General features: G+C 67.3%; 21 protein-coding genes. 13 read left to right on the top strand and 8 right to left on the bottom strand.

Going from position 1 to position 25,067, the window contains the following annotated elements; translation table 11 throughout:
• Window positions 1-5 precede the first annotated feature (5 nt).
• Window positions 6-1,040, bottom strand: coding sequence for a biotin synthase BioB (gene bioB, locus G6N27_RS03005; protein ID WP_163775013.1), 1,035 nt, complete (start codon window positions 1,038-1,040; stop codon window positions 6-8).
• Window positions 1,041-1,229: 189 nt separating this feature from the next.
• Between bioB and G6N27_RS03000 the strand changes: the two genes are divergently transcribed.
• The 4 genes from G6N27_RS03000 to G6N27_RS02985 all read left to right on the top strand — a co-directional run bounded on the left by G6N27_RS03000 (window position 1,230) and on the right by G6N27_RS02985 (window position 5,092).
• Window positions 1,230-1,409: a hypothetical protein gene (locus tag G6N27_RS03000; protein WP_163775012.1), complete on the top strand. Its 180-nt coding sequence runs from the start codon at window positions 1,230-1,232 to the stop codon at window positions 1,407-1,409.
• Between the two features lie 166 nt (window positions 1,410-1,575).
• A complete protein-coding gene (locus tag G6N27_RS02995) occupies window positions 1,576-3,381 on the top strand; it encodes a hypothetical protein (RefSeq protein WP_163781251.1) in 1,806 nt (601 codons plus the stop codon).
• Window positions 3,382-3,386: 5 nt separating this feature from the next.
• A complete protein-coding gene (locus G6N27_RS02990; protein WP_163781248.1) occupies window positions 3,387-3,740 on the top strand; it encodes a hypothetical protein in 354 nt (117 codons plus the stop codon).
• Entirely contained in the window at window positions 3,737-5,092 is a 1,356-nt protein-coding gene (locus G6N27_RS02985) for a hypothetical protein (RefSeq protein ID WP_163775011.1), read from the top strand. The genes G6N27_RS02990 and G6N27_RS02985 overlap by 4 nt, the downstream gene beginning before the upstream one ends.
• Window positions 5,093-5,095: 3 nt before the next feature.
• Here G6N27_RS02985 and alsS read toward each other — a convergent pair whose 3' ends face one another.
• Window positions 5,096-6,766 (bottom strand): acetolactate synthase AlsS, encoded by a 1,671-nt coding sequence (gene alsS, locus G6N27_RS02980; RefSeq protein WP_163775010.1) that lies wholly within the window; start codon window positions 6,764-6,766, stop codon window positions 5,096-5,098.
• Window positions 6,763-7,545: an acetolactate decarboxylase gene (gene budA, locus G6N27_RS02975; RefSeq protein ID WP_163775009.1), complete on the bottom strand. Its 783-nt coding sequence runs from the start codon at window positions 7,543-7,545 to the stop codon at window positions 6,763-6,765. The genes alsS and budA overlap by 4 nt, the downstream gene beginning before the upstream one ends.
• 97 nt (window positions 7,546-7,642) lie before the next feature.
• Here budA and G6N27_RS02970 point away from each other — a divergent pair, with 97 nt between their 5' ends.
• On the top strand, window positions 7,643-8,830 hold the full coding sequence (locus G6N27_RS02970) for an NAD-dependent formate dehydrogenase (RefSeq protein WP_163775008.1): 1,188 nt from the start codon (window positions 7,643-7,645) through the stop codon (window positions 8,828-8,830).
• 1 nt (window position 8,831) lies between these two features.
• On the opposite strand, the gene G6N27_RS02965 is transcribed toward G6N27_RS02970, so the two are convergent.
• The 4 genes from G6N27_RS02965 to G6N27_RS02950 are packed head-to-tail and all read right to left on the bottom strand — an operon-like array spanning window position 8,832 to window position 12,496.
• Complete coding sequence (locus G6N27_RS02965; protein ID WP_163775007.1) at window positions 8,832-9,341, bottom strand: 2'-5' RNA ligase family protein; 510 nt, start codon at window positions 9,339-9,341, stop codon at window positions 8,832-8,834.
• The gene (gene bioD / locus G6N27_RS02960; protein WP_163775006.1) at window positions 9,341-10,033 is read right to left on the bottom strand and encodes a dethiobiotin synthase; all 693 of its coding nucleotides are present in this window, start codon (window positions 10,031-10,033) and stop codon (window positions 9,341-9,343) included. Before bioD ends, G6N27_RS02965 begins: the two co-directional genes overlap by 1 nt.
• Window positions 10,030-11,175, bottom strand: coding sequence for an 8-amino-7-oxononanoate synthase (locus G6N27_RS02955; RefSeq protein WP_163775005.1), 1,146 nt, complete (start codon window positions 11,173-11,175; stop codon window positions 10,030-10,032). The genes bioD and G6N27_RS02955 overlap by 4 nt, the downstream gene beginning before the upstream one ends.
• 4 nt (window positions 11,176-11,179) lie before the next feature.
• Window positions 11,180-12,496 (bottom strand): adenosylmethionine--8-amino-7-oxononanoate transaminase, encoded by a 1,317-nt coding sequence (locus G6N27_RS02950; RefSeq protein ID WP_163775004.1) that lies wholly within the window; start codon window positions 12,494-12,496, stop codon window positions 11,180-11,182.
• An 88-nt stretch (window positions 12,497-12,584) separates the two neighbouring features.
• On the opposite strand from G6N27_RS02950, the gene G6N27_RS02945 reads away from it, so the two are divergent.
• The 8 genes from G6N27_RS02945 (at window position 12,585) to G6N27_RS02910 (ending at window position 23,700) form a co-directional block, all read left to right on the top strand.
• Window positions 12,585-12,992 (top strand): hypothetical protein, encoded by a 408-nt coding sequence (locus tag G6N27_RS02945; protein ID WP_179963337.1) that lies wholly within the window; start codon window positions 12,585-12,587, stop codon window positions 12,990-12,992.
• A 304-nt stretch (window positions 12,993-13,296) separates the two neighbouring features.
• Complete coding sequence (gene ripD / locus G6N27_RS02940; protein WP_163775003.1) at window positions 13,297-13,803, top strand: NlpC/P60 family peptidoglycan-binding protein RipD; 507 nt, start codon at window positions 13,297-13,299, stop codon at window positions 13,801-13,803.
• Between the two features lie 56 nt (window positions 13,804-13,859).
• A complete protein-coding gene (locus tag G6N27_RS02935; RefSeq protein ID WP_163775002.1) occupies window positions 13,860-16,013 on the top strand; it encodes an acyltransferase family protein in 2,154 nt (717 codons plus the stop codon).
• A gap of 54 nt (window positions 16,014-16,067) precedes the next feature.
• Entirely contained in the window at window positions 16,068-18,248 is a 2,181-nt protein-coding gene (glgX, locus tag G6N27_RS02930; protein ID WP_163775001.1) for a glycogen debranching protein GlgX, read from the top strand.
• Window positions 18,249-18,251: 3 nt separating this feature from the next.
• On the top strand, window positions 18,252-20,549 hold the full coding sequence (gene treY, locus G6N27_RS02925) for a malto-oligosyltrehalose synthase (RefSeq protein WP_163775000.1): 2,298 nt from the start codon (window positions 18,252-18,254) through the stop codon (window positions 20,547-20,549).
• Window positions 20,542-22,272, top strand: coding sequence for a malto-oligosyltrehalose trehalohydrolase (treZ, locus tag G6N27_RS02920; RefSeq protein WP_163774999.1), 1,731 nt, complete (start codon window positions 20,542-20,544; stop codon window positions 22,270-22,272). Before treY ends, treZ begins: the two co-directional genes overlap by 8 nt.
• Before the next feature lie 36 nt (window positions 22,273-22,308).
• Window positions 22,309-22,734 (top strand): hypothetical protein, encoded by a 426-nt coding sequence (locus G6N27_RS02915; RefSeq protein WP_163774998.1) that lies wholly within the window; start codon window positions 22,309-22,311, stop codon window positions 22,732-22,734.
• Window positions 22,735-22,962: 228 nt separating this feature from the next.
• Window positions 22,963-23,700 carry a hypothetical protein gene (locus tag G6N27_RS02910; protein WP_163774997.1) on the top strand — a complete coding sequence of 246 codons (738 nt, stop codon included), beginning with the start codon at window positions 22,963-22,965 and terminating at the stop codon, window positions 23,698-23,700.
• Window positions 23,701-23,752: 52 nt separating this feature from the next.
• Here G6N27_RS02910 and ilvA read toward each other — a convergent pair whose 3' ends face one another.
• Window positions 23,753-25,042 (bottom strand): threonine ammonia-lyase, encoded by a 1,290-nt coding sequence (gene ilvA, locus G6N27_RS02905; protein WP_163774996.1) that lies wholly within the window; start codon window positions 25,040-25,042, stop codon window positions 23,753-23,755.
• Window positions 25,043-25,067: the final 25 nt, after the last annotated feature.

Raw genomic sequence — 25,067 nt, 5'->3', positions numbered from 1 at the left:
TCGATCTACAGGCTGGCGTTGAGCGCCTTGATCGGCATCTGCAGGTCTTCGAGCAGCTCCAGATCGGATTCGGCGGGCCGTCCCAGCGTGGTCAGGTAGTTGCCGACGATCACGGCGTTGATCCCGCCCAGGATGCCCTGCTTGGCGCCGAGGTCGCCGAGCGTGATCTCGCGGCCGCCGGCGAAGCGCAGCATGGTGCGCGGCAGGGCCAACCGGAATGCGGCCACCGACTTGAGGGCTTCGCTGGCCGGCAGCACCTCGAGGTCGCCGAACGGTGTGCCAGGCCGCGGGTTGAGGAAGTTCAACGGCACCTCGTCGGGGTCAAGCTCGGCCAGGTTCGCGGCGAACTCGGCGCGCTGCTCGACGGTCTCGCCCATGCCGAGAATGCCGCCGCAGCACACCTCCATGCCGGCCTCGCGCACCATCGACAGCGTCTCCCAGCGCTCCTCCCAGGTGTGCGTCGTGACGACGTTGGGAAAGTGCGACCGGGCGGTCTCCAGATTGTGGTTGTAGCGATGCACGCCCATCGCGGCGAGCCGGTCCACCTGCTCAGCGGTCAGCATGCCCAGCGAACAGGCGATCTGGATGTCGACGGCGTCGCGGATCGCCTCGATGCCCGCGGCCACCTGAGCCAGCAGTCGCTCGTCGGGCCCGCGCACCGCGGCGACGATGCAGAACTCGGTGGCACCGGTCTTCGCAGTTTGTTTGGCCGCTTCAACCAGGCTCGGGACGTCCAACCAGGCGCTGCGCACCGGCGAGGAGAACAACCCCGACTGCGAGCAGAAATGGCAATCCTCCGGGCAGCCACCGGTTTTCAGGCTGATGATGCCCTCGACCTCGACCTCGGGGCCGCAGTGGGCCATCCGCACCTCGTGCGCCAGCGCGAGCAGTTCTTCGAGTCGTTCGTCGGGCAGTTGCAGCACTTCGAGCACCTGCTCTTGGCTCAGCCCCTCGCCGCGCTCGAGCACCTGATGACGGGCCACGGCCAGGATGTCGGTGCTGTCGGAACCGGGTGTCGGCCGAGTCGCCGCCTGAGTCACCAGCTACTCCTTCGTGTCGTGGTCTTTGTGTCATGCGGGACGCAACGGATCCCGGGATGATCGCAGCCTGCGTGAGACGGTCCCCAGGCTAGGGTAACGGTGTGCACCTGCACAAACGTCGCGTGGTGGGTTCGGACGGCGTTGGGTACCCAAGCGGGATAAGTGGCCGTTTCCCGGGAGTGAACACCATTGAGTAGTCCGCACGTCGTGTACCTGGCGCATCATTGGCTTTTGCTGGCGGGTCCGGCGTTTCTGCCGGCGGTGGTCGTCGTCGGCGTGGTGCTCTTTATCGCAATCAGGGACCGGCGACGCGCCGAAGACGACGAACAGACCGCAGTTGGCGACCCCGTCGACGACAAGCGAGATTGATCCAGACCGACAGCAGAATCAATCGAAGTTTGAACGGATCGTCCGCAGGCAACCTACCGTGAAGTAAGTTTGCGCCCGGTTACGTCAGGGCGACCACGGCGCGGTGGGAGGAACGACAGTGGATCTGACAATTCTTGCGGGGGAGCCGCCGGCGCGCGGCGCCGGCCTGAATCAGGTGATCGGCCTGTCGATCGCCGCGATGGTGATCGGCGCAGTGATGTTGTACGTCGGGTGGGCGCATCGCACGCACCGCATCACGTGGTTGACCACCTTCGCGGAATGGCTGGGAAGTAAGTTCGACCGCCCGCCATGGGTCGCACTCCCCGTCTTGGTGTTCACCACCTCGATCATCTGCGCTCTGTTCGGATTCATCTGGGACGTCAGCTGGCATATCGGCAACGGCCGCGACCCGGGTCCCCTGGCCAACCCGGCGCACTACTTCATCATCATCGGCTTGTTCGGCGTCTTCGTGGGCGGCATGTTGGCCGTGGTTCTGCCGTTCGACAAGCCGGGGCCGGCAGCGCTGCGCATCACCCGCAACTGGTACGCGCCGGTGGGCGGGCTGTTAATGGCGGCCTGCGGGATGTACGCGATGATCGGCTTCCCGCTCGACGACGTCTGGCATCGCATCTTCGGCCAAGACGTGACGCTGTGGGGCCCCACCCATCTGATGATGATCGGCGGCGCGAACTTCTCCCTTTTCGCGGTGCTGATGCTGGAGTACGAGGGCGAGCGGTACCTGCAGGCAAGCGCGCCGGCCGATGGTGCACCGGTGCGAAAGGACCGCCCCTTCGTCCGAATCCTGCGTTATCTGTCGTGCGGCGGGCTGCTGATCGGAATGTCGGTCTACCAAATCGAATTCGACTTCGGCGTTCCGCAATTCCGGCTGGTTTTCCAACCGATGCTGATCGCAGCCGCGGCAGCCATCGGGACCATCGTCGCTCGCATCACGCTGGGCAAGGGCGCGGCGATCATCGCCGCGCTGTTCGCCATTGCCCTGCGCGGCGCCGTCGCGCTGATCGTCGGACCCGTGCTGGGTGCCCCGATCAACTGGTTCCCGCTGTATCTGGGCCCGGCGATCGTCGTCGAATTGCTGGCGCTGACCCCGCTGTACCGGCGGCCGGTCCTGTTCGGCGCCGTCGCCGGTCTGGGCATCGGGACCGTCGGGCTGTGGCTCGAATCGCTGTGGATCGGCGCGGTCTACCACTACCCGTGGCCGATCACGCTGTGGAACGAAGCTCTGCCCACCGCGGTGCCGGTCGCCGTGCTGGCCGGCGTCTGCGCCGCGCTACTCGCGATGGTGCTGACCAGCCAGCCGTTGCCGGGCCGCGCGTTCGGGATCACCGCAGTGGCACTCACCGTGCTGGTGATCGGTGGCACGGTGGCCAACGGCCTGCACATTCACGTTCCGAAGCAAGACTCCGCGACGGTCAAATTGACCGATCTGCCCAGCCCGCCGGGACAGCGTCTGGCGTCGGCCGACGTTCAACTCAACCCGCCCGAGATGGCCGGCGACCACCCGGACTGGGTCACGATCCTGGCGTGGCAGGGCAAGATGCAAAACCACCGCGGCTTGGTGATCAACCGTCTGCACAAGATCGGTCCTGGTCATTACGTATCCACCGAACCCATTCCGGTGTGGGGCGATTGGAAGACGCTGCTGCGCGTGCACGACGGCCGGGATCTGGCCGCAGTGCCGATCTGGGCGCCTGCCGATGACGCGATTCCGGTGCCGGAAATTCCGGTGCTGACCAACGGCACCCGGCCGTTCGCATTCGAGGTGTCGATTCTGCAGCGCGAACGCGATCCCGGCGTCCCGCCATGGTTGTTCACCGCTGGCGGTGTTGTGGTGCTGTTCTTCACCCTCGCCGTGGTCAGCGCACTCACCTGGGGCGCCGGCCGCATCAACGGTGCCGAGGACACACCGAAGCAGCCGGTAGAGGAGACCAGCGCTCCGCCGCGGGCGGCGTGATGCCGATGATCGACCGGTTGTGTGCAGTGATAGCAGTGCTGATGTGGTCTGTCGTCGGTTGCGGTGGCTCGCCGAAGCCGTCGACCGGCGCCGGTCTCATGGTCGACATCACGATCGCGCACGGGCAGGTCACTCCTGCCAACGCGACCCTGCAGGCGACCGTGCGACAGCCGATCACGTTGCGCGTCAACAGCGATGCCGCCGACGAGTTGCACGTGCATTCGGTACCCGACCACAAATTCGAGGTCGCCGCAGCGGCTGATCAGACGTTCCAGTTCAGTGTCGATGTGCCGGGCAATGTCGACGTTGAGCTGCATCACCTCGATCGAACTGTCGCCACCATTCAAGTGCGTCCGTGACCCGAAGCATCATCGCGCACGGCCTCGGTGGGTCGAGCGATCTTCCGGTCCCGTACGCCTTTTCGGTGATCGGCGCGGCGTGGGCGTTGACGTTCACCTTCGCGCTGGTCGCGTTCGCGTGGCGGCGGCCCCGGTTCGATCCGGACAACCCGGTCCGCCCGTTGCCGTCGGCGGTGACCGCAGGTGTGGATTCGCCGGTGACGCGTGGCATTGCGGCGGTGTCGGCGGTGGCTTTGGCGTGCTGGGCGCTGCTCGCCGGACTGTGCGGACCGCAGACCCAGGCCAACGCTCTACTCGGCGCCTTCTACGTGCTGCTGTGGGTTGGCCTGGTGGTGCTTTCGCTGGCTGCCGGGCCGGTGTGGCGGGTCATATCGCCGGTACGCACCATTTATCTACTGCTGCAACGCATTACACCGGAATGCCTGGCGCGGCCCCGGCTGTCCTACCCGGAGTCCTGGGGGTACCGCCCGGCCGCGCTCGGCCTGTTCGCGTTTGTCTGGATGGAACTGGCTAGCCCCAACCCCGCCGCAGTGCCGTGGGTCGAAACGTGGCTGCTGGTGTACACCGTCGTGTTGTTGACGGGCGCGTGGCTCTGCGGACAGCGGTGGTTAAGCCGCTCCGATCCGTTCGGGGTGTACAGCATGGCGGTGTCGCGTCTCTCACCGCTACGGCGTGACCCGAAGACAGCGCGGATCGGGATCGGTAACCCGTTCGACCATCTGCTCTCGCTGCCGATTCGGCCTGGCGTGGTCGCCGTGCTCGCGGTGCTGCTGGGCTCCACCGCCTTCGACAGCTTCTCCTCGTCGGCGACGTGGCGCAATTTCGCCGATCGGCTTGCCGGGGCGATTCACGCTGTGCCAGCGACGGTTTCACTGACTGTGCTGCGCACGGTCGGACTGCTCGTGTTCGTCGCGGTGGTGGCGACGACGTTCTCGCTGGCCGCCCGCGCCACGGGAGGACTCGACCGCGAGCGGCGTCACGCGCTGCCGGGCGAACTCGCACACTCACTAATCCCCATCGTGGTCGGCTACATCTTCGCCCACTACCTGTCGTATCTGGTGGAGCGTGGGCAGCAGGCGATCTTCGCGCTGGCCGATCCGTTCGGCAAAGGCTGGAACCTGTTCGGGCTCGGTCACTTACACGTGGCCTACGTGCTGTCCACGCATCCCACCGTGCTCGCCGTCATCAAGGTGACGTCGGTGGTGACCGGTCACATCGTCGCGGTGATCGCCGCGCACGACAAAGCACTGCGACTGCTGCCGGCCGGCCACCAGCTCACCGGACAGCTGACCATGATGCTGGTCATGGTCAGCTACACCTTCACCGGGTTGTATTTGCTGTTCAGCGCGTAGCGGTCACTCGAACACGTCGTCGTGCAACTCCGCGAACAGTGCGGTGTTACGGCTGTAGTCGACCAGGACGTCGACGATCGTCACTCCGGGCTCGGTCAGCGATCGGGTGAAAGCGTCCTCGAACTCAGCCATGTCGCCGACGCGGATTCCGGTCGCGCCGAAGGCCGCGGCGAAGTGGGCGATGTCGTAGTCACCCAATTGCACTCCCGACGCGCGGCCGTACTTCAGCTCCTCCTGGAAGGCGACCATGTTGTAGGTGTTGTCTCGCATGATGACGTGGGTGAAGCTCAGCCCCAACCGCGTCGCCGTCTCCAATTCCTGCGCGCTGAACAAGAATCCACCGTCACCGGAAACCGACACCACCGGTGTGCCCGGTCGTACCATCGCGGCGGCAATGGCCGATGGCAACGCGACGCCGAGGGTCTGCTGGCCGTCGGAGAACAGCAGCCGCCGCGGCTGGTAGACCCGGAAGTGGCGGGCCAGGTAGATGTAGTGCGATCCGACGTCGCAGGTGATGGTGGCGTCGTCGTCGACCAGGTCGCGGATCTTCAGAACGACGGCCGCCGGATTGAGGCCGGCGCCCGCCGGCGGCCGAGATCGGGCCTCCTCGTCGATGTCTCGCAACGCCGCACGCTGGGTGGCGATGTCGGCGCTGACGGTGTCGCTCAACCGTGATCCGGTCAGCGGCCCGACCAACGCGGTCAGCGTGGCCGCGATGTCGCCGCGCAACTCCAGGGTGGGCTGATAGTGGTTGTCGATCTCGGCGGGCATCTCGTCGATGTGGATCAGCGTGCGTGCCGGATGCCAATTCCACAGCCGCGGATCGTATTCGACGGGATCGAAGCCGACCGTGACGACGACGTCGGCGTGGCTGATCAGGATGTCGCCGGGCTGGTTGCGGAACAGGCCGACGCGGCCGACGAAATGATCCTCCAGATCACGCGAGACCACACCGGCCGCCTGAAAGGTCTCGACCACCGGCAGGTCGGTCACGGCGAGCAACTCACGCAGGGCTGCGCACGGCTCTGGCTCACCCACCCGAATGCCGACGAAGAGGACAGGACGCCGTGCGGCGCGAATCAGGTTGACGGCCTGAGCAATTCGATCCGCCGGCGCCGGCCCCAGCGTGGGCACTGGCGACGGCCGGGCAATGGCCGCGGAGGTCGTGGCTGCCAGCACGTCGGCGGGCAGCACGACTGCGGCGGCGCCGCGGGGCGGGGTGAGCGCGGCGCGGATCGCGTTGGCGACGGCCTCCGGCACGTTGTCGGGGTCGTTGACCTCGCCGGTGTATTTCGTGAACGGTTTCAGCGCTGCGACGGCGTCCATCGATTGATGAGTCCGCTTGAGACGATCCGCGCGTTGGACCGCGCCGCAGATCGCCACCATAGGGTCTTGCTCGGTGGTGGCAGTGATCAGTCCGGTGGCCAGATTGGTGGTGCCCGGACCGGACGTCACCAACGCGACGCCAGGCGTGCCGGTCAGCCGACCGACCGCGGCGGCCATGAACGCCGCGTTCTGTTCGTGGCGGCAGACCACCAGTTGCGGGCCGCCATCGGCCAGGGCATCGAAAACGGCGTCGATCTTGGCCCCCGGCACACCGAAGATGTACCGGACGCCGTAGGCCGCGAGCGTGTCGACCACGCGTTGTGCGGATCGCACGCCGTCGATGGTCATCCTCCCTCGGTGCGGCGGATCTCGCCGTCCATGTCGCTTCTATCCAGCTCTGCGGCAAGGAATTCCGGTGTACGCGGCAGACTCAGATGCAGATCGGTGCGCACGCTGATCTGCACGCGGCCGCGCGTCAGCCGGTAGTCCAGGGCGTGGCCGCCGTGGTGATGGTCGGTGTCGATGAAATGAGAGTGATAACCGGCCACCGAAATGCCCTGCTCGTAGTCGGGCATCCGAAAGCCGGCCAGCGTGCCGGTCACGTCGGAGAACCGCACCTCCTGCTGATCGTCGGTCGCCTCGCTGAACGGCGGGTAGGGCCGGTGCTGCTTGGTCACGGTGCGGGTGCGCATCTCGCTGAAGTGGCCGGTGACCCGGACCGCGACGATGAGGTTGGTGCTCGGCAGCGATTCGTCGATCCGCGATTTCAACCCGGCACGGTCCACCGGCGTCGACACGTCGAATTCGCGGTCGGCGTCGAACCAGGTGACGACGGCGAACGGGGTGCGCTGGTCCGACTCGGCGACGCGCGCACTGCCGTCGCCGCGCAACTGGTAGCAGACCCCGTCGAGTACCAGCATCTCGCCGTCGAGACCGTTGAAAGTTCCCAGTCCGAAGTCGCCGTGCTGCAACAGTTCCCGGACCGTCACGTCGCCGTCGTAGACGCCTTCGAGTAGTGCGCTCATCGTCGACGTCTGGTAGACCTCGCTGCCGTCGCGGTGCGAGAGGAAAGCCTGCACCCAGCCGCGCAGAACGCTCGCAGCGGACCCGGCCGGATCAAACGGCATAGTGAGCAATTGTTTCGCGCATGCAGATAGTCGTCAACGCGACGGCGGTCATCGACCCCGGCGGGCGGTCACCGGCGTCGGGTTTAGGCTTCGGGCCATGGCCAAAGTTCTGCTTGTTCTGTATCCGGATCCGGTCTCGGGATATCCCCCGGTTTACGCGCGCGACAGCATTCCGGTGCTGCACGGCTACCCCGGCGGCCAGACCTTGCCGAGCCCCTCGGCGATCGACTTCACTCCGGGCGAGTTGCTGGGCTGCGTGTCCGGTGAGCTCGGTCTACGCGACTTCCTGGAGAGCAACGGCCACCAGCTGGTTGTGACGTCGGACAAGGAAGGCCCGGACTCCGAGTTCGAGCGCGAACTGCCCGACGCCGACGTCGTTATCTCTCAACCGTTTTGGCCGGCATATCTGACCGCCGAACGGATCGCCAAGGCGAAGAATCTCAAGTTGGCCCTCACGGCGGGTATCGGTTCGGACCACGTCGATCTCGATGCGGCGATCGCCCGAGGGCTCACCGTCGCCGAGGTCACGTTCTGCAACAGCATCAGCGTCGCCGAGCACGCCGTCATGCAGATTCTGGCGCTGGTGCGCAACTTCATCGCGTCGCACCAGTGGGTAACCGACGGTGGCTGGAATATCGCCGACTGCGTCGAACGCGCCTACGACGTCGAGGGCATGGACGTGGGCGTGATCGCCGCCGGCCGGATCGGCCTGGCCACCCTGCGGCGGATGGCTCCCTTCGACGTCAACCTGCACTACTTCGACACCCGCCGACTGCCCGATGCGGTCGAAAAGGAATTGAACGTCACCTACCACCCCGACGCAGCGTCGCTGGCGCGTTCGGTCGACGTGGTATCCATCCACGCGCCGCTGCATCCGCAGACCTATCACCTGTTCGACGAGAAGCTGATCGCCTCGATGCGGCGCGGCTCCTACATCGTCAACACGGCGCGCGCCGAGATCTGTGTGCGTGACGCGGTGGTGGCGGCGCTGAAGAGTGGTCATTTGGCGGGCTACGCCGGCGACGTCTGGTACCCGCAGCCGCCCCCGTCGGATCACCCGTGGCGCAGCATGCCGAACGAGGCCATGACGCCGCACGTCTCGGGCACCACGCTGTCAGCGCAGGCCCGTTACGCCGCAGGAGCCCGAGAGATACTCGAGGACTTCTTGTCCGACAAGGCGATTCGAGACGAATACCTGATCGTCTCCGGCGGCGGCCTTGCCGGAACCGGTGCGGCGTCCTATACGACGGGAAGCGGCGCCAGCCCGGGCAGCAGCGGCAAGTAGCTCAGCGGATCGGGTATTCGACGCGTTCGGTGCCGTCCCAGCGCCGCAGACCGGCCACTGTGCCGTGAATCTCCGGCGGGTGACCCGCCAACCGGAACGCGCTTTCGAGGTGAGGTCCCCCGACCCGGCGGGCCACCGTCACGTGCGCCGTCCATTGGCCCGGCAGGCTGTTCGGCAACGGGCCGGGCAGCAGATACGGGCCGCACAGTCGGTGCACCTCGGCGTGTAGTGCGAGCAGCTCGGCCGACGGCACGATGAGCCGGGCCAGCACCGCGTTGGCGCGGCCGAACAGCAGCGGTGCCCCGACGGTGCAGGCGAGCGGCAGCTGTCGTTTGACCGAATGCAGCAGCGGGTCGACGTCCGGCGCGATCCGCTCGGCCACCGCCAGCGTCACATGCGGCCGGCCGGTCGGAACTCGGCTGGGGATATCCGCGGCGGCCAGGTCGCCCCAGATCGCGCGGACCGCGGCCTCGGTGTCGGGGTCGAAGAGCAGCTCGATCGAGTGGACCATCAGCCGACCAGCGCGGCCAGCCAACGACGGTCGAACGCGTGCGCGCTCATCGCGGTGAACTCGGCGGTGCTCATCGATCCCGCCCCGGCGGGCAGCGCCGCACGCAGCGGGGCGGTGAGCGGAGCCAGCCGGGCCAGCGCCGACCTGTTGGTGGTCTCCACCACCCCCGGTTGCGACGGCCAGTTGCCAATCACCAGCCCGGCGCACGAAAGTTGCTGTGCGGCAAGCGATTCCACCGTCAGCGCGGTGTGGTTGAGGGTGCCGAGCTCGGCAGTGGCCACCACCAGGACAGCGGCTCCGAGGTCGGCCGCGAGATCACGCAGCGTCACGCCGCCGCTGGCGAGTTCGACCAGCAGGCCGCCGGCACCTTCGACCAAGGTCAACTGCCCCGGATGGTCGATCGCGCGGATGAGTTTGAGCACGGTGCGGCGGGTGGGCAGCGATCTGCCGGCCTGCTCGGCGGCGGCCAGCGGCGCGAGCGGCTGCGGGTAACGGGCCAGCCCGACCACCTTGGCCAGCCCGGTCAACCGGGTCACGTCGGCGAGGTCGTCATCGCCGGCGGCGGTGCCGGTCTGCACGGGTTTGCACACCGCGACGTCGATGCCGACCTGCCGGGCGGCCGATGCCAGGGCCGCGGTGGCGATCGTCTTACCGACCCCGGTCCCGGTCCCGGTGACGACCAGGACCGTCAACGCCGTGCGGCGCTGAGCACGTCGGTCAGCACCGTGCGAGCCAGTGCGAGGTCGTCGGGTTCCAGCGACGCCCGCGCGGTCAGACGCAGCCGGGACGTGCCCGCGGGCACCGTCGGCGGCCGGAAGCAGCCCACCCGCACGCCGGCGTCCAGGCAGGCCGTCGCGGCCGCCAGCGCCACCTCGGGTTCGCCGAGGATCACCGACACCACCGCCGACTGCGGCGCCGAGCGCACGTTGCAGATCTGTGCCAGCGTGGCGGCGTGTTGCAGCACCGCGGCCGGCCGCCAGGTCTCGGTGGCCAGCACCCGCAGCGCGGCCAGCGCGGCGCCGACCGCGGCCGGCGCCAGGCCGGTGTCGAAGATGAACGTACGGGCCGAGTCGATCAGGTGATCGCGCACCGCGGCCGAGCCGAGCACCGCGCCGCCCTGGCTGCCCAGCGCTTTCGACAGCGTGGTGGTCATCACCACGTCGGGCGCACCGGCCAGGCCCAGCTCGTGCAGCAACCCGCGCCCACCGCCGCGTACCCCCAGGCCGTGCGCCTCGTCGACGATCAGCAGCGCGCGGTGCCGACGGCACACGTCGTGCAGTTCGCGGACCGGGGCCAGCGCTCCGTCGGTGGAAAAGATCGACTCGGTGACGACGACGGCCCGCTCCTCGTCGCGCGACGACAAGGCCGCGTCGACGGCGTCGACGTCGCGGTGCGGGGTCACCACCACCCGGGCTCGGGAGAGCCGACACGCGTCGATCAACGACGCGTGTGAGGACGCGTCGGAAATCAGCAGCGAACCCGGGCCGGACAGTCCGACAACCGCACCCAGGTTCGCGGTGTAACCCGACGAGAACACCAAACCCGCTGGCGCGCCGACGAATTCGGCGAGCGTCGACTCGAGCTCTTCGTGCAGCTGGGTGTTGCCGGTGACCAGCCGTGAGCCGGTGGCACCCGCACCCCAGGTGCGCAGCGCATCCACCCCGGCGTCGATGACGTCCGCGTGCTGCGACAAGCCGAGGTAGTCGTTGGACGCCAGATCGAGTTCGGTCGCCACGGCCGGACGCGGCCGCAACGCCCGCCGCAGCCCGGCTTCCCGGCGCTGCTGGGCGTGCGCGTCCAGCCAGGCCAGCGGTGAGGTTTCGATCTGCGTCATTGCACTAGAGCCTACGAGAACCGGTGCGACGGGCGACCTCCACCATCGCCGAGGTGACCTGGGCGATCTCCCCGGGGGTGCAGATGAACGGCGGCATGGCATAGATCAGGTTGCGGAACGGCCGCAGCCACACTCCGCGGTCCAGTGCGGCGGGCGTGGCGATCGCCAGGTCGACGGGGCGGTCGCATTCGATGACGCCGATCGCGCCGCACACCCGCACGTCGGTCACCCCGTCCAGCTCCCGCGCGGGTTGCAGGCCCGTCGTCAGCGCCGCGCTGATCTCGGCCACCGTCGAGCGCCAATCCTGACCGAGCAGCAATTCGACCGCGGCCACCGACACCGCGCAGGCCAGCGGGTTGGCCATGAACGTCGGGCCGTGCATCAGCGCGCCCGCCTCGCCGGAGCTGATGGTGTGCGCGACGTCGGTCGTGCACAGCGTCGCGGCCATGCTGAGGTAGCCGCCGGTCAGGGCCTTGCCGACGCACATGACGTCGGGGCTGACGTGGGCGTGGTCGGCGGCGAACAATTCACCGGTTCGGCCGAAGCCGGTGGCGATCTCGTCGAAGACCAACAGCACGTCGTGGCGGTCGCAGATCTGCCGCAGGTCGGTCAGGTAGCGCGGGTCGTGGAAGCGCATGCCGCCGGCGCCCTGGACCACCGGCTCTACGACGACCGCCGCGAGTTCGTCGGCGTGGCGGGCCAGCTGCGCTTCGAACGCCGCGCTGTAGGCGGGGTCGTAGTCGCGCGGCACCTGCGGGGCGAACACCTGCCGGGCCAGCACATCGCTCCACAGCGAGTGCATGCCGCCGTCCGGGTCGCAGATGCTCATCGGCGTGAAAGTGTCGCCGTGGTAGCCGCCGCGCCAGGTCATCAGGCGGTATTTGCCGGGTTTACCGCGGCTGCGCCAGTACTGCAGCGCCATCTTCGCGGCGACCTCCACCGACACCGACCCGGAGTCGCTGAAGAACACCGTCTCCAACCCCGCCGGGGTGATGTCAACCAGCAGCTGCGCCAGCCGGGCGGCGGGCTCGTGGGTGAGCCCGCCGAACATGACGTGGTTCATCGTCGACAGCTGCGTGGTGAGCGCGGCGTCCAGCACCGGGTGGCCGTGGCCGTGGATGGCTGTCCACCACGAGCTCATCGCGTCGATCGCCTCGACCTCGGCACCGTCGCGAACCAGGGTGAGCCACGCGCCGCGGGCACCCACGGCGACGACGGGGGCTACCGCCTCGGCGCCGATCGTGCTGTACGGGTGCCACAGATGAGCCGCGTCGATCGCGCTGATCTGCTCGGGCGTGAGCCCAGGAGTCGCCGCGGCCATAACGATTGAGGGTAAAGCAGCCGATCAAGCCCGCCACGCAGCGCGTTCGCTCGCGGAAAACCCGGGTATCGGGCAGCATTGAGCCACGATGGTCGCCCCGCAACAATCCGAGTCCCCGCCGCCGGTGCTGCGGCTGCGACTGGTCCCCTGGGACGTCTGCGCGCTGCTCGCGTTGTCGGCGCTGCTGGTGTTCATCGTCTTTGGGACGGACTGGTATTCGATGCTGTTCGGCTTCCTCAAGGACGTCTGCACCGGTGAGGATTGCCCGCCCGTGCCGTTCGGCGTCGACTTCTACATCTACCCGGTGGTGTGGGGCGGAATCGGCGCGGCGGTCGCCGCGGCGTTGGTCGGGCCGCTGGTGTCGCTGCTCAAAGGTTGGTACCTGTCGTTCTGGCCGCTTTTGGCGATCGTCATCGTGCTGTTCTGCTCGGTCGCCGGCTCGCTGTTGACCGCCTACAGCGGCACCTATTGGCACGGCGAATCCGTCGCTGGGTGAGAGCCAAATCACAACTGCGAGCGGCGGATTGACGCTCTGACCGACGAGCGGTCACCGTTCGGTCACGGTACGACAAAAAATCCCGCTTCCAGCGCTTATGGGGTGGCCCCCGCAGTCATTTGTTGCCACAGTGTCCATAGTGACTGCTGTGAATTCATCGGTTCACCATCGGGCGCTCGTCGGCGACGACGCGGCGTGCGGCCCCCACCGGGGCGGGCCGGCGCATGACGCCCCGCGGTGGATCGGACGGAACGGCGGCGGACGCGCGAAGTCACCGCGCTGACGCCACAGAGAGGTGATCGACATGAAACGCAGCTACGCCGTCCCGCTGAGCCTGGCCCTGTTGCTGACGCTTCCCATGGCCAACCCCGACGTCGCGGGCGCCGACCCGACCGGCCCCACCCTGGTCGGCTACCAGCAGTCGGTGAACTACGCGATTCAGCGGGCGCTGTCGCAGCGCAATGTGCCGTACCTGTACGGCGGCGGCAACGCCACAGGGCCCACCCGCGGCACCGGGCTGAACGCCAACATCGTCGGCTTCGACGCCTCGGGCCTGATCCAGTACGCCTACGCCGGCGCCGGCGTCAAGATGCCTCGGACCTCGGCGGAGCAGTGCAACGTCGGCCGCAAAGTCCCACCGGCTCAGGCCCGCCCTGGCGATCTGCTCTGCTACGGGCCGGGCGGCACTCAGAGTGTGGCGATGTATCTCGGCAACAACCAGATGATCGAGGCCACCGAACCCGCGGTCACGGTCACGCCGGCGCGCACGACCGAGATGGTGCCTTACCTCACCCGCATCCTGGAGTCCTGACGCCGCTTCTCGGCCACCCGTGACGGCCTGCGGGTTGGGTAGATTGTCTGTCAATCATGTTGACCGTCTCCCCGACCCGTTCGGCCGTCGCCGCCGTTTCGGACACCTCCCAATCCGCTGCGGGAAACCGCAAAGCCGGGTTCTATCGTCACGATCTCGACGGGCTGCGCGGTATTGCGATCGCACTGGTCGCGATGTTCCATGTGTGGTTCGGACGGGTCTCCGGCGGGGTGGACGTATTCCTGGCCTTGTCGGGATTTTTCTTCGGCGGCAAACTGCTGCGCACGGCGCTCAATCCGGCGTCGTCTCTTTCGCCGCTACCTGAGGTCGTACGGCTGGTGCGCCGACTGCTGCCGGCCCTGGTGGTGGTGTTGGCCGGTTGCGCGGTGCTGACCGTCCTCATTCAGCCTGAAACCCGCTGGGAAACGTTTGCCGACCAGAGCCTGGCCAGCCTCGGCTACTACCAGAACTGGGAGTTGGCCGGCACGGTGGCCGACTACCTGCGGGCCGGTGAATCGGTCAGCCCGTTGCAGCACATCTGGTCGATGTCGGTGCAGGGCCAGTTCTACGTCGCCTTCCTGGCGCTGGTGTTCGGGTTCGCCGTTCTGTTCCGCCGTCGCCTCGCCGGCCGGCTCCGGACGGCGTTCGTGGTGTTGCTCGCCGGGCTGACGGCGGCGTCGTTCGTCTACGCGATCATCGCCCACCAGGCCCAGCAGTCGACCGCGTACTACAACAGCTTCGCCCGGGCGTGGGAGTTGCTGCTGGGGGCGCTCGCCGGGGCCCTGGTCCCCTACGTGCGCTGGCCGATGTGGCTGCGCACCGCGGCCGCGACCGTCGCCTTGCTCGCGGTGTTGTCCTGCGGCGCACTCATCGACGGCGTCAAGCAGTTCCCGGGGCCGTGGGCGCTGGTCCCCGTCGGTGCGACGCTGCTGTTCATCCTGGCCGGCGCGAACCGCGCGACCGGCGACTCCTTGCCGCTGCCCAACCGGCTTCTCGCGACGAGACCGCTGGTGCGGCTGGGCGACATCGCTTATTCGCTGTACCTGTGGCACTGGCCGTTGCTGATCTTCTGGCTCGCCTACTCCGGCCACGCGCACGCCAACTTCGTCGACGGCGCCGGCGTACTGCTGATCTCGGGTGTGCTGGCCTATCTGACCAACCGGTTCGTCGAGGAGCCGCTGCGGCATCGCGGGCCGACCCAAGCCACGGCAGCGCCGGTGATCCCCTGGCGACGACGGCTACGCCGACCAACGATGGTGCTGGGCTCGGTGATCGCGTTGCTCGGCGTCACGCTCACCGCGACGGCGTTCACCTGGCGTGAGCATGTCAACGTCGCACGCGCCGACGGCAAAGAACTGCTGACGCTGAACCCGAACGACTATCCCGGCGCGCGCGCCTTGATCGACCACCTGCGGGTGCCGGCCCTGCGGATGCGGCCGACGGTGCTGGAAGCCCAGGAGGACTACCCGCCGTCCACTCGTGATGGTTGCATCAGCGACTTCTACGACACGTCGGTCATCACCTGCGCCTACGGCGACCGGAAGGCCACCCGGACCATCGCGCTGGCCGGCGGCTCGCATGCCGAACACTGGCTGACGGCGCTCGACATCCTGGGCCGCAAACACCAGTTCAGGGTCGTCACCTACCTCAAGATGGGCTGCGCACTGTCCACCGAGACGATGCCGCGGGTGATGGGCAACAACGACCCCTACCCGCAATGCCGCGACTGGGTGCCCAAAGCGATGGCCAAGGTGATCGCCGACCACCCCGACTTCGTGTTCACCACGTCGACCCGGCCGTGGAACATCAAACCCGGCGACGTCATGCCGGGCACCTACGTCGGGATCTGGCAGGCGTTCTCCGACAACAACATTCCGATCCTCGCCATGCGCGACACCCCGTGGCTGGTCAAGGACGGGCAGCCGTTCAACCCGTCGGACTGCCTGGCCAAGGGCGGCGACGCGCAGTCGTGCGGCATCAAACGCTCCGAAGTGCTGTCCGACCGCAACACCACCCTGGATTTCGTCGGCCAGTTCCCGTTGCTCAAACCGCTGGACATGAGCGACGCCGTCTGTCGCCGCGACATCTGTCGGGCGGTCGAGGGAAATGTGTTGGTGTATCACGACGCTCATCACCTGTCGGCCACCTACGTGCGCACTCTGACCAACGAGCTGGGCCGACAGATGGCGGCGGCCACCGGTTGGTGGTGACCACCACTCGCGCCCGCACGGCAAGATCCGGTGCGTCGCCACTAAGGTCGAGTGATGGCCCCGTCACACCCGAATAGTGGCGCTGCAGGAACGCCACCCGCGCTGATCACCGTATGGCCCGGCAGCAGCTATCCACTGGGCGCCAATTTCGACGGCGGTGGCACGAATTTCGCCGTGTTCTCCGAGATCGCCGACAAGGTCGAGCTATGCCTGATCGACGACAAGGGCGAGGAATCTCGTATCTGCCTCGACGAGGTCGACGGCTACGTCTGGCACGCGTATCTGCCGAACGTCAGCCCGGGGCAGCGCTACGGCTTCCGGGTGCACGGACCGTTCGACCCGGCGGCGGGCCACCGGTGCGATCCCAGCAAGCTGCTGCTCGACCCGTACGGCAAGTCCTTCGACGGCGAGTTCACCTTCGGTCAGGCGTTGTTCTCCTACGACCTGGCCGCGGTGGCCGAGGACCCCGCCGAGACCGGCACTCCGCCGCAGGTCGACTCCCGCGGCCACACCATGACCAGCGTGGTGATCAATCCGTTCTTCGACTGGGCGACCGATCGCGCGCCACGCACGCCGTATCACGAGACGGTGATCTACGAGGCTCACGTCAAGGGCATGACGCAAACCCATCCCGCGATCCCCGAGGCCCTGCGCGGCACCTACGCCGGGTTGGCTCACCCCGCGATCATCGAACACCTCAAGTCGCTGAACGTCACCGCGATCGAACTCATGCCGGTGCATCAATTCATGCACGACAGCAGGTTGCTGGATCTGGGCCTGCGAAACTACTGGGGCTACAACACCTTCGGATTCTTCGCCCCGCACAGCCAATACGCCGCCAATCCCCAGGCCGGCGGCGCGGTGCCGGAATTCAAGTCCATGGTCCGGGCGTTCCACGAGCAGGGCATCGAGGTCATCCTCGACGTCGTCTACAACCACACCGCGGAAGGCAACCAGCTCGGGCCCACGATCAACTTCCGCGGCATCGACAACGCCGCCTACTACCGGCTCGTCGACGAAGATCTGCGGCTCTACAAGGATTTCACCGGTACCGGCAACAGCCTCAACGCCCGCCACCCGCACACACTGCAGCTGATCATGGACTCGCTGCGGTACTGGGTCACCGAGATGCACGTCGACGGCTTCCGCTTCGACCTGGCCTCCACACTGGCCCGCGAGTTCTACGACGTCGACCGGCTGAGCGCGTTTTTCGATCTGGTGCAACAAGATCCGATCGTCAGCCAGGTCAAGCTGATCGCCGAGCCGTGGGACGTCGGCGAGGGCGGCTACCAGGTCGGCAACTTCCCGGGTTTGTGGACCGAGTGGAACGGGAAGTATCGCGATACTGTGCGTGACTACTGGCGGGGCGAGCCCGCGACACTTGGCGAATTCGCGTCCCGGCTGACCGGGTCGTCGGACCTCTACGAGGCGACCGGACGGCGTCCGGGCGCCAGCATCAACTTCGTCACCGCCCACGACGGGTTCACCCTCAACGATCTGGTGTCCTACAACGAGAAGCACAACGAAGCCAACGGCGAGGACAACCGCGACGGCGAGAGCCACAACCGCTCCTGGAACTGCGGTGTGGAAGGGCCGACCGACGACCCGGAGATCCTCGACCTGCGCCGCCGGCAGATGCGCAACATCATGGCGACGCTGATGTTGAGCCAGGGCACTCCGATGGTCACCCACGGCGACGAGATCGGCCGTACCCAGCACGGCAACAACAACGTGTACTGCCAGGATTCCGAATTGTCGTGGATGGATTGGTCTTTGGTGGACAAGAACAGCGACCTGCTGGCCTTCACCCGCAAAGCGACCTTGCTGCGCAAGAAGCACCCGGTGTTCCGCCGCCGCCGGTTTTTCGAGGGCCGCCCGATCCGCAGCGCCGACCAGGTCCGCGACATCGCATGGCTGACATCGGCGGGCGAGGAGATGACCGCCGAGGACTGGGACAGCCAGTTCGGTCGGAGCATCGCGGTGTTCCTCAACGGCGAGGCACTGCCCGAACCCAACTTGCGCGGCGAGCGAGTCGTCGACGACTCATTTCTGTTGTGCTTCAACGCCCATGACCACGAGGTGGACTTCGTGATACCTCATGACGACTACGCCAAGGAGTGGACGGCGGAGCTCGACACCACCGATCCCACCGGCGAGGTGAAGCTGGTCGTGAACGACGGTGATGCGGTCTCGCTGCCCGCACGTACGTTGCTCGTCTTTCGTAAGACGCAGTAGCGCATGCCTTTTCCGGTGCTGGCGACCTATCGGTTGCAGCTGAGGGGTCCGTCGAGCGGGTTCGGGTTCACCTTCGCCGACGCCGAGCAACTGCTGGACTACCTCGACGACCTCGGGGTGTCACATCTGTACCTGTCGCCGATCCTGACTCCGGTCGAAGGCTCGCCGCACGGCTACGACGTGACCGACCCGACCACGGTGTCAGCCGAACTCGGCGGGCCGGAGGGATTGGCGCGGCTGTCGGGCGCGGCGCGCGCCCGCGGTATCGGCCTGATCGTCGACGTCGTACCCAATCACGTCGGCGTGGACAAGCCGGAACAGAACCCGTGGTGGTGGGATGTGCTGCGGCACGGCCGATCCTCGGCGTACGCGTCGTTCTTCGACATCGACTGGGACCTCAACAATGGCCGGATCGTGTTGCCGCTGCTCGGTTCCGACGACGACGCCGCCGATCTCACGGTGGACGGAGATCTGCTGCGGCTCGGCGATTTGGCGTTGCCGATCGCGCCGGGCACCGGCGAAGGCAGCGGCCAGCAGGTGCACGACCGGCAGCACTACCGTCTGATCGGCTGGCGCAACGGGGTGACCGGTTATCGCCGCTTCTTTTCGATCACCTCGCTGGCCGGCCTGCGGCAGGAGGATCCGGCGGTGTTCGACACCAGCCACGCCGAGGTGGGCCGCTGGTTCGCCGAGGGACTCGTCGACGGAGTGCGCATCGACCACCCCGACGGTCTGGCGGACCCGTCGGGGTATCTGCTCAGGCTGCGTGAACTGTGCGGGCCCGACGCCTGGATCGTGATCGAGAAGATCCTCGCCGTCGACGAGGCGCTGGAGCCGACGCTGCCGATCGCCGGCACGACGGGCTACGACGCGCTGCGGGAAGTCGGCGGGGTGTTCGTCGACCCGACCGGGCAGCAGGCGCTGACCGAGTTGATGGCATCCGCCGGGTTCGACTACGGGCAGATCGCACCGATGCTGGCCGACCTCAAGGTGACGGCGGCGACCGAGACGCTGGGCAGTGAGCTGAGCCGGCTGCGTCGCTGCATCGTCGCAGCGGCCGGCGCCGACCACCCGCAACTGCCCGCCGCGGTGGCGGCGCTGCTGACGCACATCGACGTCTATCGCAGCGACTACCTCAGCCTGGCCGCGATCCTGCCCACGGCGCTGGCGGCAACCCGCGCTGCGACACCGCAATTCGACGTTCCGCTGCAACTGGTCGCCGCCGCGCTGGCCGGCGGTGGCGAGCCGGCGGTGCGACTGCAGCAGTTGTGCGGCGCCGTCACCGCCAAAGCCGTCGAGGACTGCCTGTTCTACCGCGACGCGCGGCTGGTGTCACTGAACGAAGTCGGTGGCGAACCGCAGGACTTCGGCGTCGGGCTAGCCGAATTCCATCACCGCGCCGCGACCAGAGCCCAACTGTGGCCGCACACCATGACGACGCTGACCACCCACGACACCAAACGCGGCGAGGACGTCCGGGCCCGCATCGGCGTGTTGTCGCAGGTGCCGTCATTGTGGACGGAGTTTGTCAGCCGCTGGGAGAAGATTGTCCTCTCCCCCGACCCCGCCACAGGACTATTCCTGTGGCAGAACATCTTCGGTGTGTGGCCGGCCGGCGGAAAGGTGACCGCGGAGCTGCGCGACCGGCTACACGCGTACGCCGAGAAAGCGATCCGCGAAGCTGCATGGCACACGACGTGGAACGACCCCGACGCCGAATTCGAGGATGCTGTGCACAGCTGGCTCGACGCCGTGCTCGACGGCCCGGTGGCGCGTGAGCTGACCAACCTGCTGGCCCGGCTCGAATCGCATGCCGAGAACGACGCGCTGGGCCAGAAGCTGCTGTCGCTCACCGTGCCCGGAATCCCGGACATCTATCAGGGCACCGAGTTGTGGGACGACAGCCTGGTCGATCCGGACAACCGGCGGCAGGTGGATTACACCGCCCGGCGTGAGGCGCTGAAGTCGCTGCAGCACAAGAAGCTTCGAGTCGTCCAAGCCGCTCTGCAGCTGCGGCGTGCTCGCCCGGACAGCTTCGTGGGCGGCTCCTACCGTCCGGTGCTTGCCGACGGCGCTTCGGCGAACCATGTGGTGGCGTTCCGGCGTGCCGACGATGTGCTGGTCGCGGTCACCCGCTGGACGGTGCATCTCGAGCAAAATGGCTGGGGTGAGACAAGTCTCACGCTTCCGGACGGCTCATGGACCGACGTGCTGACCGGCGCCACGGTCAGCGGCGCCACGCCTGCCTCGAGGTTGTTCGCCGATCTGCCGGTGGCGTTGCTGGAGCGCACCGATGCCTGAATTCGCGGTGTGGGCACCGAAACCGGACACAGTCCGCCTCGACGTCGACGGCGCGGTGTCGCCGATGACGCGGGGTCCCGACGGCTGGTGGCGAGCCACCGTCGACGCCGCCCCGGATGCGCGTTACGGATATCTGCTCGACGACGACGCGACGCTGTTGCCCGACCCGCGATCGCCGCGCCAACCCGATGGGGTGCACGACCGTTCGCAGCTGTGGCAGCCCGCGCCGGATGCGTGGACGGACGGCGACTGGGCCGGCCGCTCGGTGCAGGGCGCGGTGATCTACGAGCTGCACATCGGCACGTTCACGCCGGCCGGCACCTTCGACGCGGCGATCGAGAAGCTGGACTACCTGGTCGGTCTCGGCGTCGACTTCGTCGAGGTGATGCCGGTCAACGCGTTCTCCGGAACTCACGGCTGGGGTTATGACGGCGTATTGTGGTACGCCGTCCACGAGCCCTACGGCGGACCCGACGGCCTGGTCCGGTTCGTCGACGCGTGCCACCGCCGCGGTCTCGGCGTGCTGATCGACGCGGTGTTCAACCACCTCGGCCCATCCGGCAACTACCTGCCGAAGTTCGGGCCCTACCTGTCATCGGCCAGCAACCCGTGGGGCGAAGGCATCAACATCGCCGACGCCGGGTCCGACGAGGTACGCCGCTACATCATCGAGTGCGCGCTGCGCTGGATGCGTGACTTCCACGCCGACGGGCTGCGCCTGGACGCCGTACACGCGCTGTTCGACACCACCGCGATCCACCTGCTCGAGGAGCTGGCGTGCGAAACCGACGCGCTCGCCGAGCAACTCGGTCGGCCGCTGTCGCTGGTCGCCGAGAGCGACCTCAACGACCCGCGGATGATCACCCACCGCTCCGAGCGAGGCTACGGGATGACCGCGCAGTGGGATGACGACATCCACCACGCCATCCACACCGCGGTGTCCGGCGAACGCCAGGGCTACTACGCCGACTTCGGGTCGCTGGCGACGCTGGCAAAGACGTTGCGCCACGCCTTCTTCCACGCAGCCACCTACTCGTCGTTCCGGCAACGCCGGCACGGCCGGCCACTGGACACGTCGACGATTCCGGCAACCCGGCTGCTGGCCTACACCTGCACCCACGACCAGGTCGGCAACCGCGCTCTGGGTGACCGACCGTCGCAGAACCTCACCGCCGGCCAGCTCGCCGTCAAGGCGGCGCTGGTCCTCACGTCGCCCTACACCGCAATGCTTTTCATGGGCGAAGAGTGGGGGGCGTCGACACCGTTTCAGTTCTTCAGCTCCCACCCAGAACCCGAGCTGGCACGCGCCACAGCCGAGGGCCGCAAGAAGGAGTTCGCCGACCACGGTTGGAACGCCGACGACATTCCCGACCCGCAGGATCCCCAGACATTCCAGCGCTCGAAACTCGATTGGGCCGAACTCGACGCCGACGAGCACGCGCGGCTGCTACAGGTCTACCGCGATCTGATCACACTGCGCCGCAACGACACCGATCTGGCCGATCCGTGGCTCGACCATCTGGTGGTGGACTACGACGAAGAAGCCCGCTGGATCATTATGCGTCGCGGTCGATTGGCGGTGGCCTGCAATCTGGGCGCCGAGCCGGTGGACGTGCCGTGCAGCGGCGAGCTGATGCTGTCCTGGGGCCAGCCCACAATCGGCGCGGAAAGCTCTGAGCTGTCACCGTATTCGTTTGCGATTCTGCGCGCTGTGGATAACTGACTACCGACAGGGCCCGCGACCGCTGATGATGCGCGGATGAGCCATCCCGATGTGCTGCCGATCCCGCCCATTCACACCGCCGCCGATCCCGCGTATTCCGCTGAGGACCTGCGTCAGCGCTGGCGTGCGTTGTTGGGGCCGCTGGGTTTCGAGGAGCGGCTGCTGTGGTTCGGGCTGATCGGGCCGGATCGGTGCTTCGCCAAGCAGCTCAGCCAGCTGACGATCCGTGCCCGGCCGCGCGGCCGGGTGGTGTGGAACCTCATGTCGGCGCTGCGCACGCTGCTCGATGATCGAGAGCCGGGAACCACCGTGGCGTTGCTACTGTCGGGACCCGGGCGCGGGCCGGTCTCGTCGGTGGATCTGGTCTGGTCGAAGGCGTTGACCGAGATGGCCGAACGGCTCGCCGTCCCGCTGGAGCCGATCTTTCGCGCCAACGACGAATCGGTCGTGCCGTTGAGCTAGCCGCGGTCGCGTACACCGGCATCGGCGGGGACTGCGTCGATCGTCCGTCTGCCAAAGTCGAGTAGCCCACTACTCTATCCGCGCGATACGGCACGGCCAGAAGATCGACAGCGCGGAAGACTTCTACAGCACAGCACTGTAGGGCCAAATTGAATCACGGTGCCGGACCTGCTCCGGCCGCCCGCGCCAATTCAATGAATCGACGGAGCCTACTGAAAGGCCGGACAAATGTACTCAATTCAGGTCGGACGCTACGAACCCTCGGACCCGCGCCTCGGTCGTCATGTCGAGCATGACGAGCGATCGCTGCGATTCGAATACCTCCCGCGGGACGCCAAGCCGAAGGGGCAAAACACCTTCTGGGCCTCATCGACCGGGCCCCTGAACCAGGGCCAAGTCGGCTCGTGCACCGGAAACGCCGAATCGCAGTGGCTCAACACCGATTTCGCCGCAGCCACCCGGAAGCTGACCCACGACAATCAGTTCATGACCGAAGCTGACGCGCTGACCATCTATTCACTCGGCACGCACCTCGACAGCAACCCGGGCAGCTACCCACCCGACGACACGGGTTCGACGGGGCTCGCCGTGGCGAAGGCCGGCGTCAAGCTCGGCTACCTCGACAGCTACGAGCACACGTTCAGCTTCACCGCGTTGCAGGCTGCGGTCGAGACGACACCGACGATCAACGGCACGCTGTGGACGAAGAACATGTTCACGCCGAACAACGGTTTGGTCAAGGTCGGCAAGCTGGTGCAGAGCAACATCGCCGGTGGCCACGAATACCTTTGCTGCGGTATCGATTACACCGAAGAAGTGCTTCTGTTCCGCAACAGCTGGGGCGACCAGGACGCGTGGCACGGCTGCAAGCCCGGCGGCTATTTCGCCGTCGGCTTCGCCGACTATCAGCGGCTGCTCGCCGAGCAGGGCGACGTGACGGTGCTGCACGGTAAAGGCCAAGTCTGATCATCGGATCGCCGAAGGCCGGCCCGGCAGCATGCCGTGGCCGGCCATCCGGCTAGAGCAGGTAGCGATACGCCGGCGAATCCGGGTCGAGCTTCTCGATCTGCATCTCGGTGGCGCGCACCCGCTCCAGCAGCCCGTCCAGGTCGGCGGCCGAACCCAACTCGATACCGACCAGCGCCTCACCGGTCTCCCGGTTGTTGCGCTTGACGTATTCGAACAGTGTGACGTCGTCGTTGGGCCCAAGTACATCGTCGAGGAAACGGCGCAGCGCGCCCGGCTCCTGCGGGAAGTCGACCAGGAAATAGTGTTTGAGCCCCAGATGGACCAGCGAGCGCTCCAGAATCTCGCCGTACCGGGACACGTCGTTGTTACCGCCCGAGATCAGACACACCACCGTCGAATCGGGCTCGACGTCGGCTTCCAGGAGGCCGGTGACGGACAGTGCTCCCGCGGGCTCGGCGATGATTCCCTCGTTTTGGTACATGTCGAGCATCGCGGTGCACACCGCGCCCTCGTCGACGGTGGTGATCGACACCATGTCGCCCGCGGCGGCCAGCGCGGCGTACGTCAGCCGCCCGGCCCGGCTGACCGCGGCGCCGTCGACGAATTGGTCGACGGCATCCAGCGTGACCGGTCCACCGTTTGCCAGCGCCGCCATCATCGCCGCCGCACCCGCCGGTTCCACGCCGAGGACGGCCGTGTTGGTGGTCCGCTCGGCCAGATACGTGGTGATGCCGGCGATGCATCCGCCGCCGCCGACGGGAACCACCACCAGATCGGGCTCGACGTCGAGTTGGGCGAGAAATTCGACGGCGATGGTGCCCTGGCCGGCCATGGTGCGCGGGTCGTCGAACGGCGGGACCAGGGTGGCGCCGGTGCGGGCGACGTCGGCGAGCGCGGCCTCGGCGGCCAGATCGTAGGTCGATCCGCCCACGATCAAGTCGATGTAGTCGCCACCGTGGTAGCGGATGCGGTCACGCTTTTGCTTCGGCGTCTTGGCGGGCACGTAGACGCGGCCGCGAATGCCCAGCGTGCGGCATGCGTAGGCGAAGCCCTGCGCATGATTGCCGGCCGACGAGCACACCACGCCCGCGGCGATCTCGTCGCCGGACAGTTGCACGAGCAGGTTGTAGGCCCCGCGCAGCTTGTAGGAGCGCACGGTCTGCAGGTCTTCGCGTTTGAGGTAGACATTGGCGCCGGTGATCGCCGACAACCGGTCGGAGAGCTCCAGCGGGGTCGGGGTGACCACCCCGGCGATTCGCTGCGCCGCCGCGTCGATGTCGGCCGCGCACAGCGGCCCACTGCCCCGGGTGCTCGGGCTTTGACTCAGTTCGGCGGACACCGGTCAATGGTGCCACCAAACTGCG

The sequence above is a fragment of the Mycobacterium cookii genome, from assembly GCF_010727945.1.
In the GTDB taxonomy this organism is placed as follows: Bacteria; Actinomycetota; Actinomycetes; order Mycobacteriales; family Mycobacteriaceae; genus Mycobacterium; species Mycobacterium cookii.
Note: the sequence above shows the minus strand (reverse complement) of the source record. Positions and strands in the feature narration are given on the sequence as shown.

Bases quoted from the DNA above. Each gene is read 5' to 3' on its own strand.
- G6N27_RS02990 (WP_163781248.1), top strand. From the start codon at position 3,387: ATGATCGACCGGTTGTGTGCAGTGATAGCAGTGCTGATGTGGTCTGTC.
- alsS (WP_163775010.1), bottom strand. From the start codon at position 6,766: ATGACCATCGACGGCGTGCGATCCGCACAACGCGTGGTCGACACGCTC.
- budA (WP_163775009.1), bottom strand. From the start codon at position 7,545: ATGCCGTTTGATCCGGCCGGGTCCGCTGCGAGCGTTCTGCGCGGCTGG.
- G6N27_RS02970 (WP_163775008.1), top strand. From the start codon at position 7,643: ATGGCCAAAGTTCTGCTTGTTCTGTATCCGGATCCGGTCTCGGGATAT.
- G6N27_RS02965 (WP_163775007.1), bottom strand. From the start codon at position 9,341: ATGGTCCACTCGATCGAGCTGCTCTTCGACCCCGACACCGAGGCCGCG.
- G6N27_RS02955 (WP_163775005.1), bottom strand. From the start codon at position 11,175: ATGACGCAGATCGAAACCTCACCGCTGGCCTGGCTGGACGCGCACGCC.
- G6N27_RS02950 (WP_163775004.1), bottom strand. From the start codon at position 12,496: ATGGCCGCGGCGACTCCTGGGCTCACGCCCGAGCAGATCAGCGCGATC.
- G6N27_RS02945 (WP_179963337.1), top strand. From the start codon at position 12,585: ATGGTCGCCCCGCAACAATCCGAGTCCCCGCCGCCGGTGCTGCGGCTG.
- ripD (WP_163775003.1), top strand. From the start codon at position 13,297: ATGAAACGCAGCTACGCCGTCCCGCTGAGCCTGGCCCTGTTGCTGACG.
- G6N27_RS02935 (WP_163775002.1), top strand. From the start codon at position 13,860: ATGTTGACCGTCTCCCCGACCCGTTCGGCCGTCGCCGCCGTTTCGGAC.
- glgX (WP_163775001.1), top strand. From the start codon at position 16,068: ATGGCCCCGTCACACCCGAATAGTGGCGCTGCAGGAACGCCACCCGCG.
- treY (WP_163775000.1), top strand. From the start codon at position 18,252: ATGCCTTTTCCGGTGCTGGCGACCTATCGGTTGCAGCTGAGGGGTCCG.
- treZ (WP_163774999.1), top strand. From the start codon at position 20,542: ATGCCTGAATTCGCGGTGTGGGCACCGAAACCGGACACAGTCCGCCTC.
- G6N27_RS02915 (WP_163774998.1), top strand. From the start codon at position 22,309: ATGAGCCATCCCGATGTGCTGCCGATCCCGCCCATTCACACCGCCGCC.
- G6N27_RS02910 (WP_163774997.1), top strand. From the start codon at position 22,963: ATGTACTCAATTCAGGTCGGACGCTACGAACCCTCGGACCCGCGCCTC.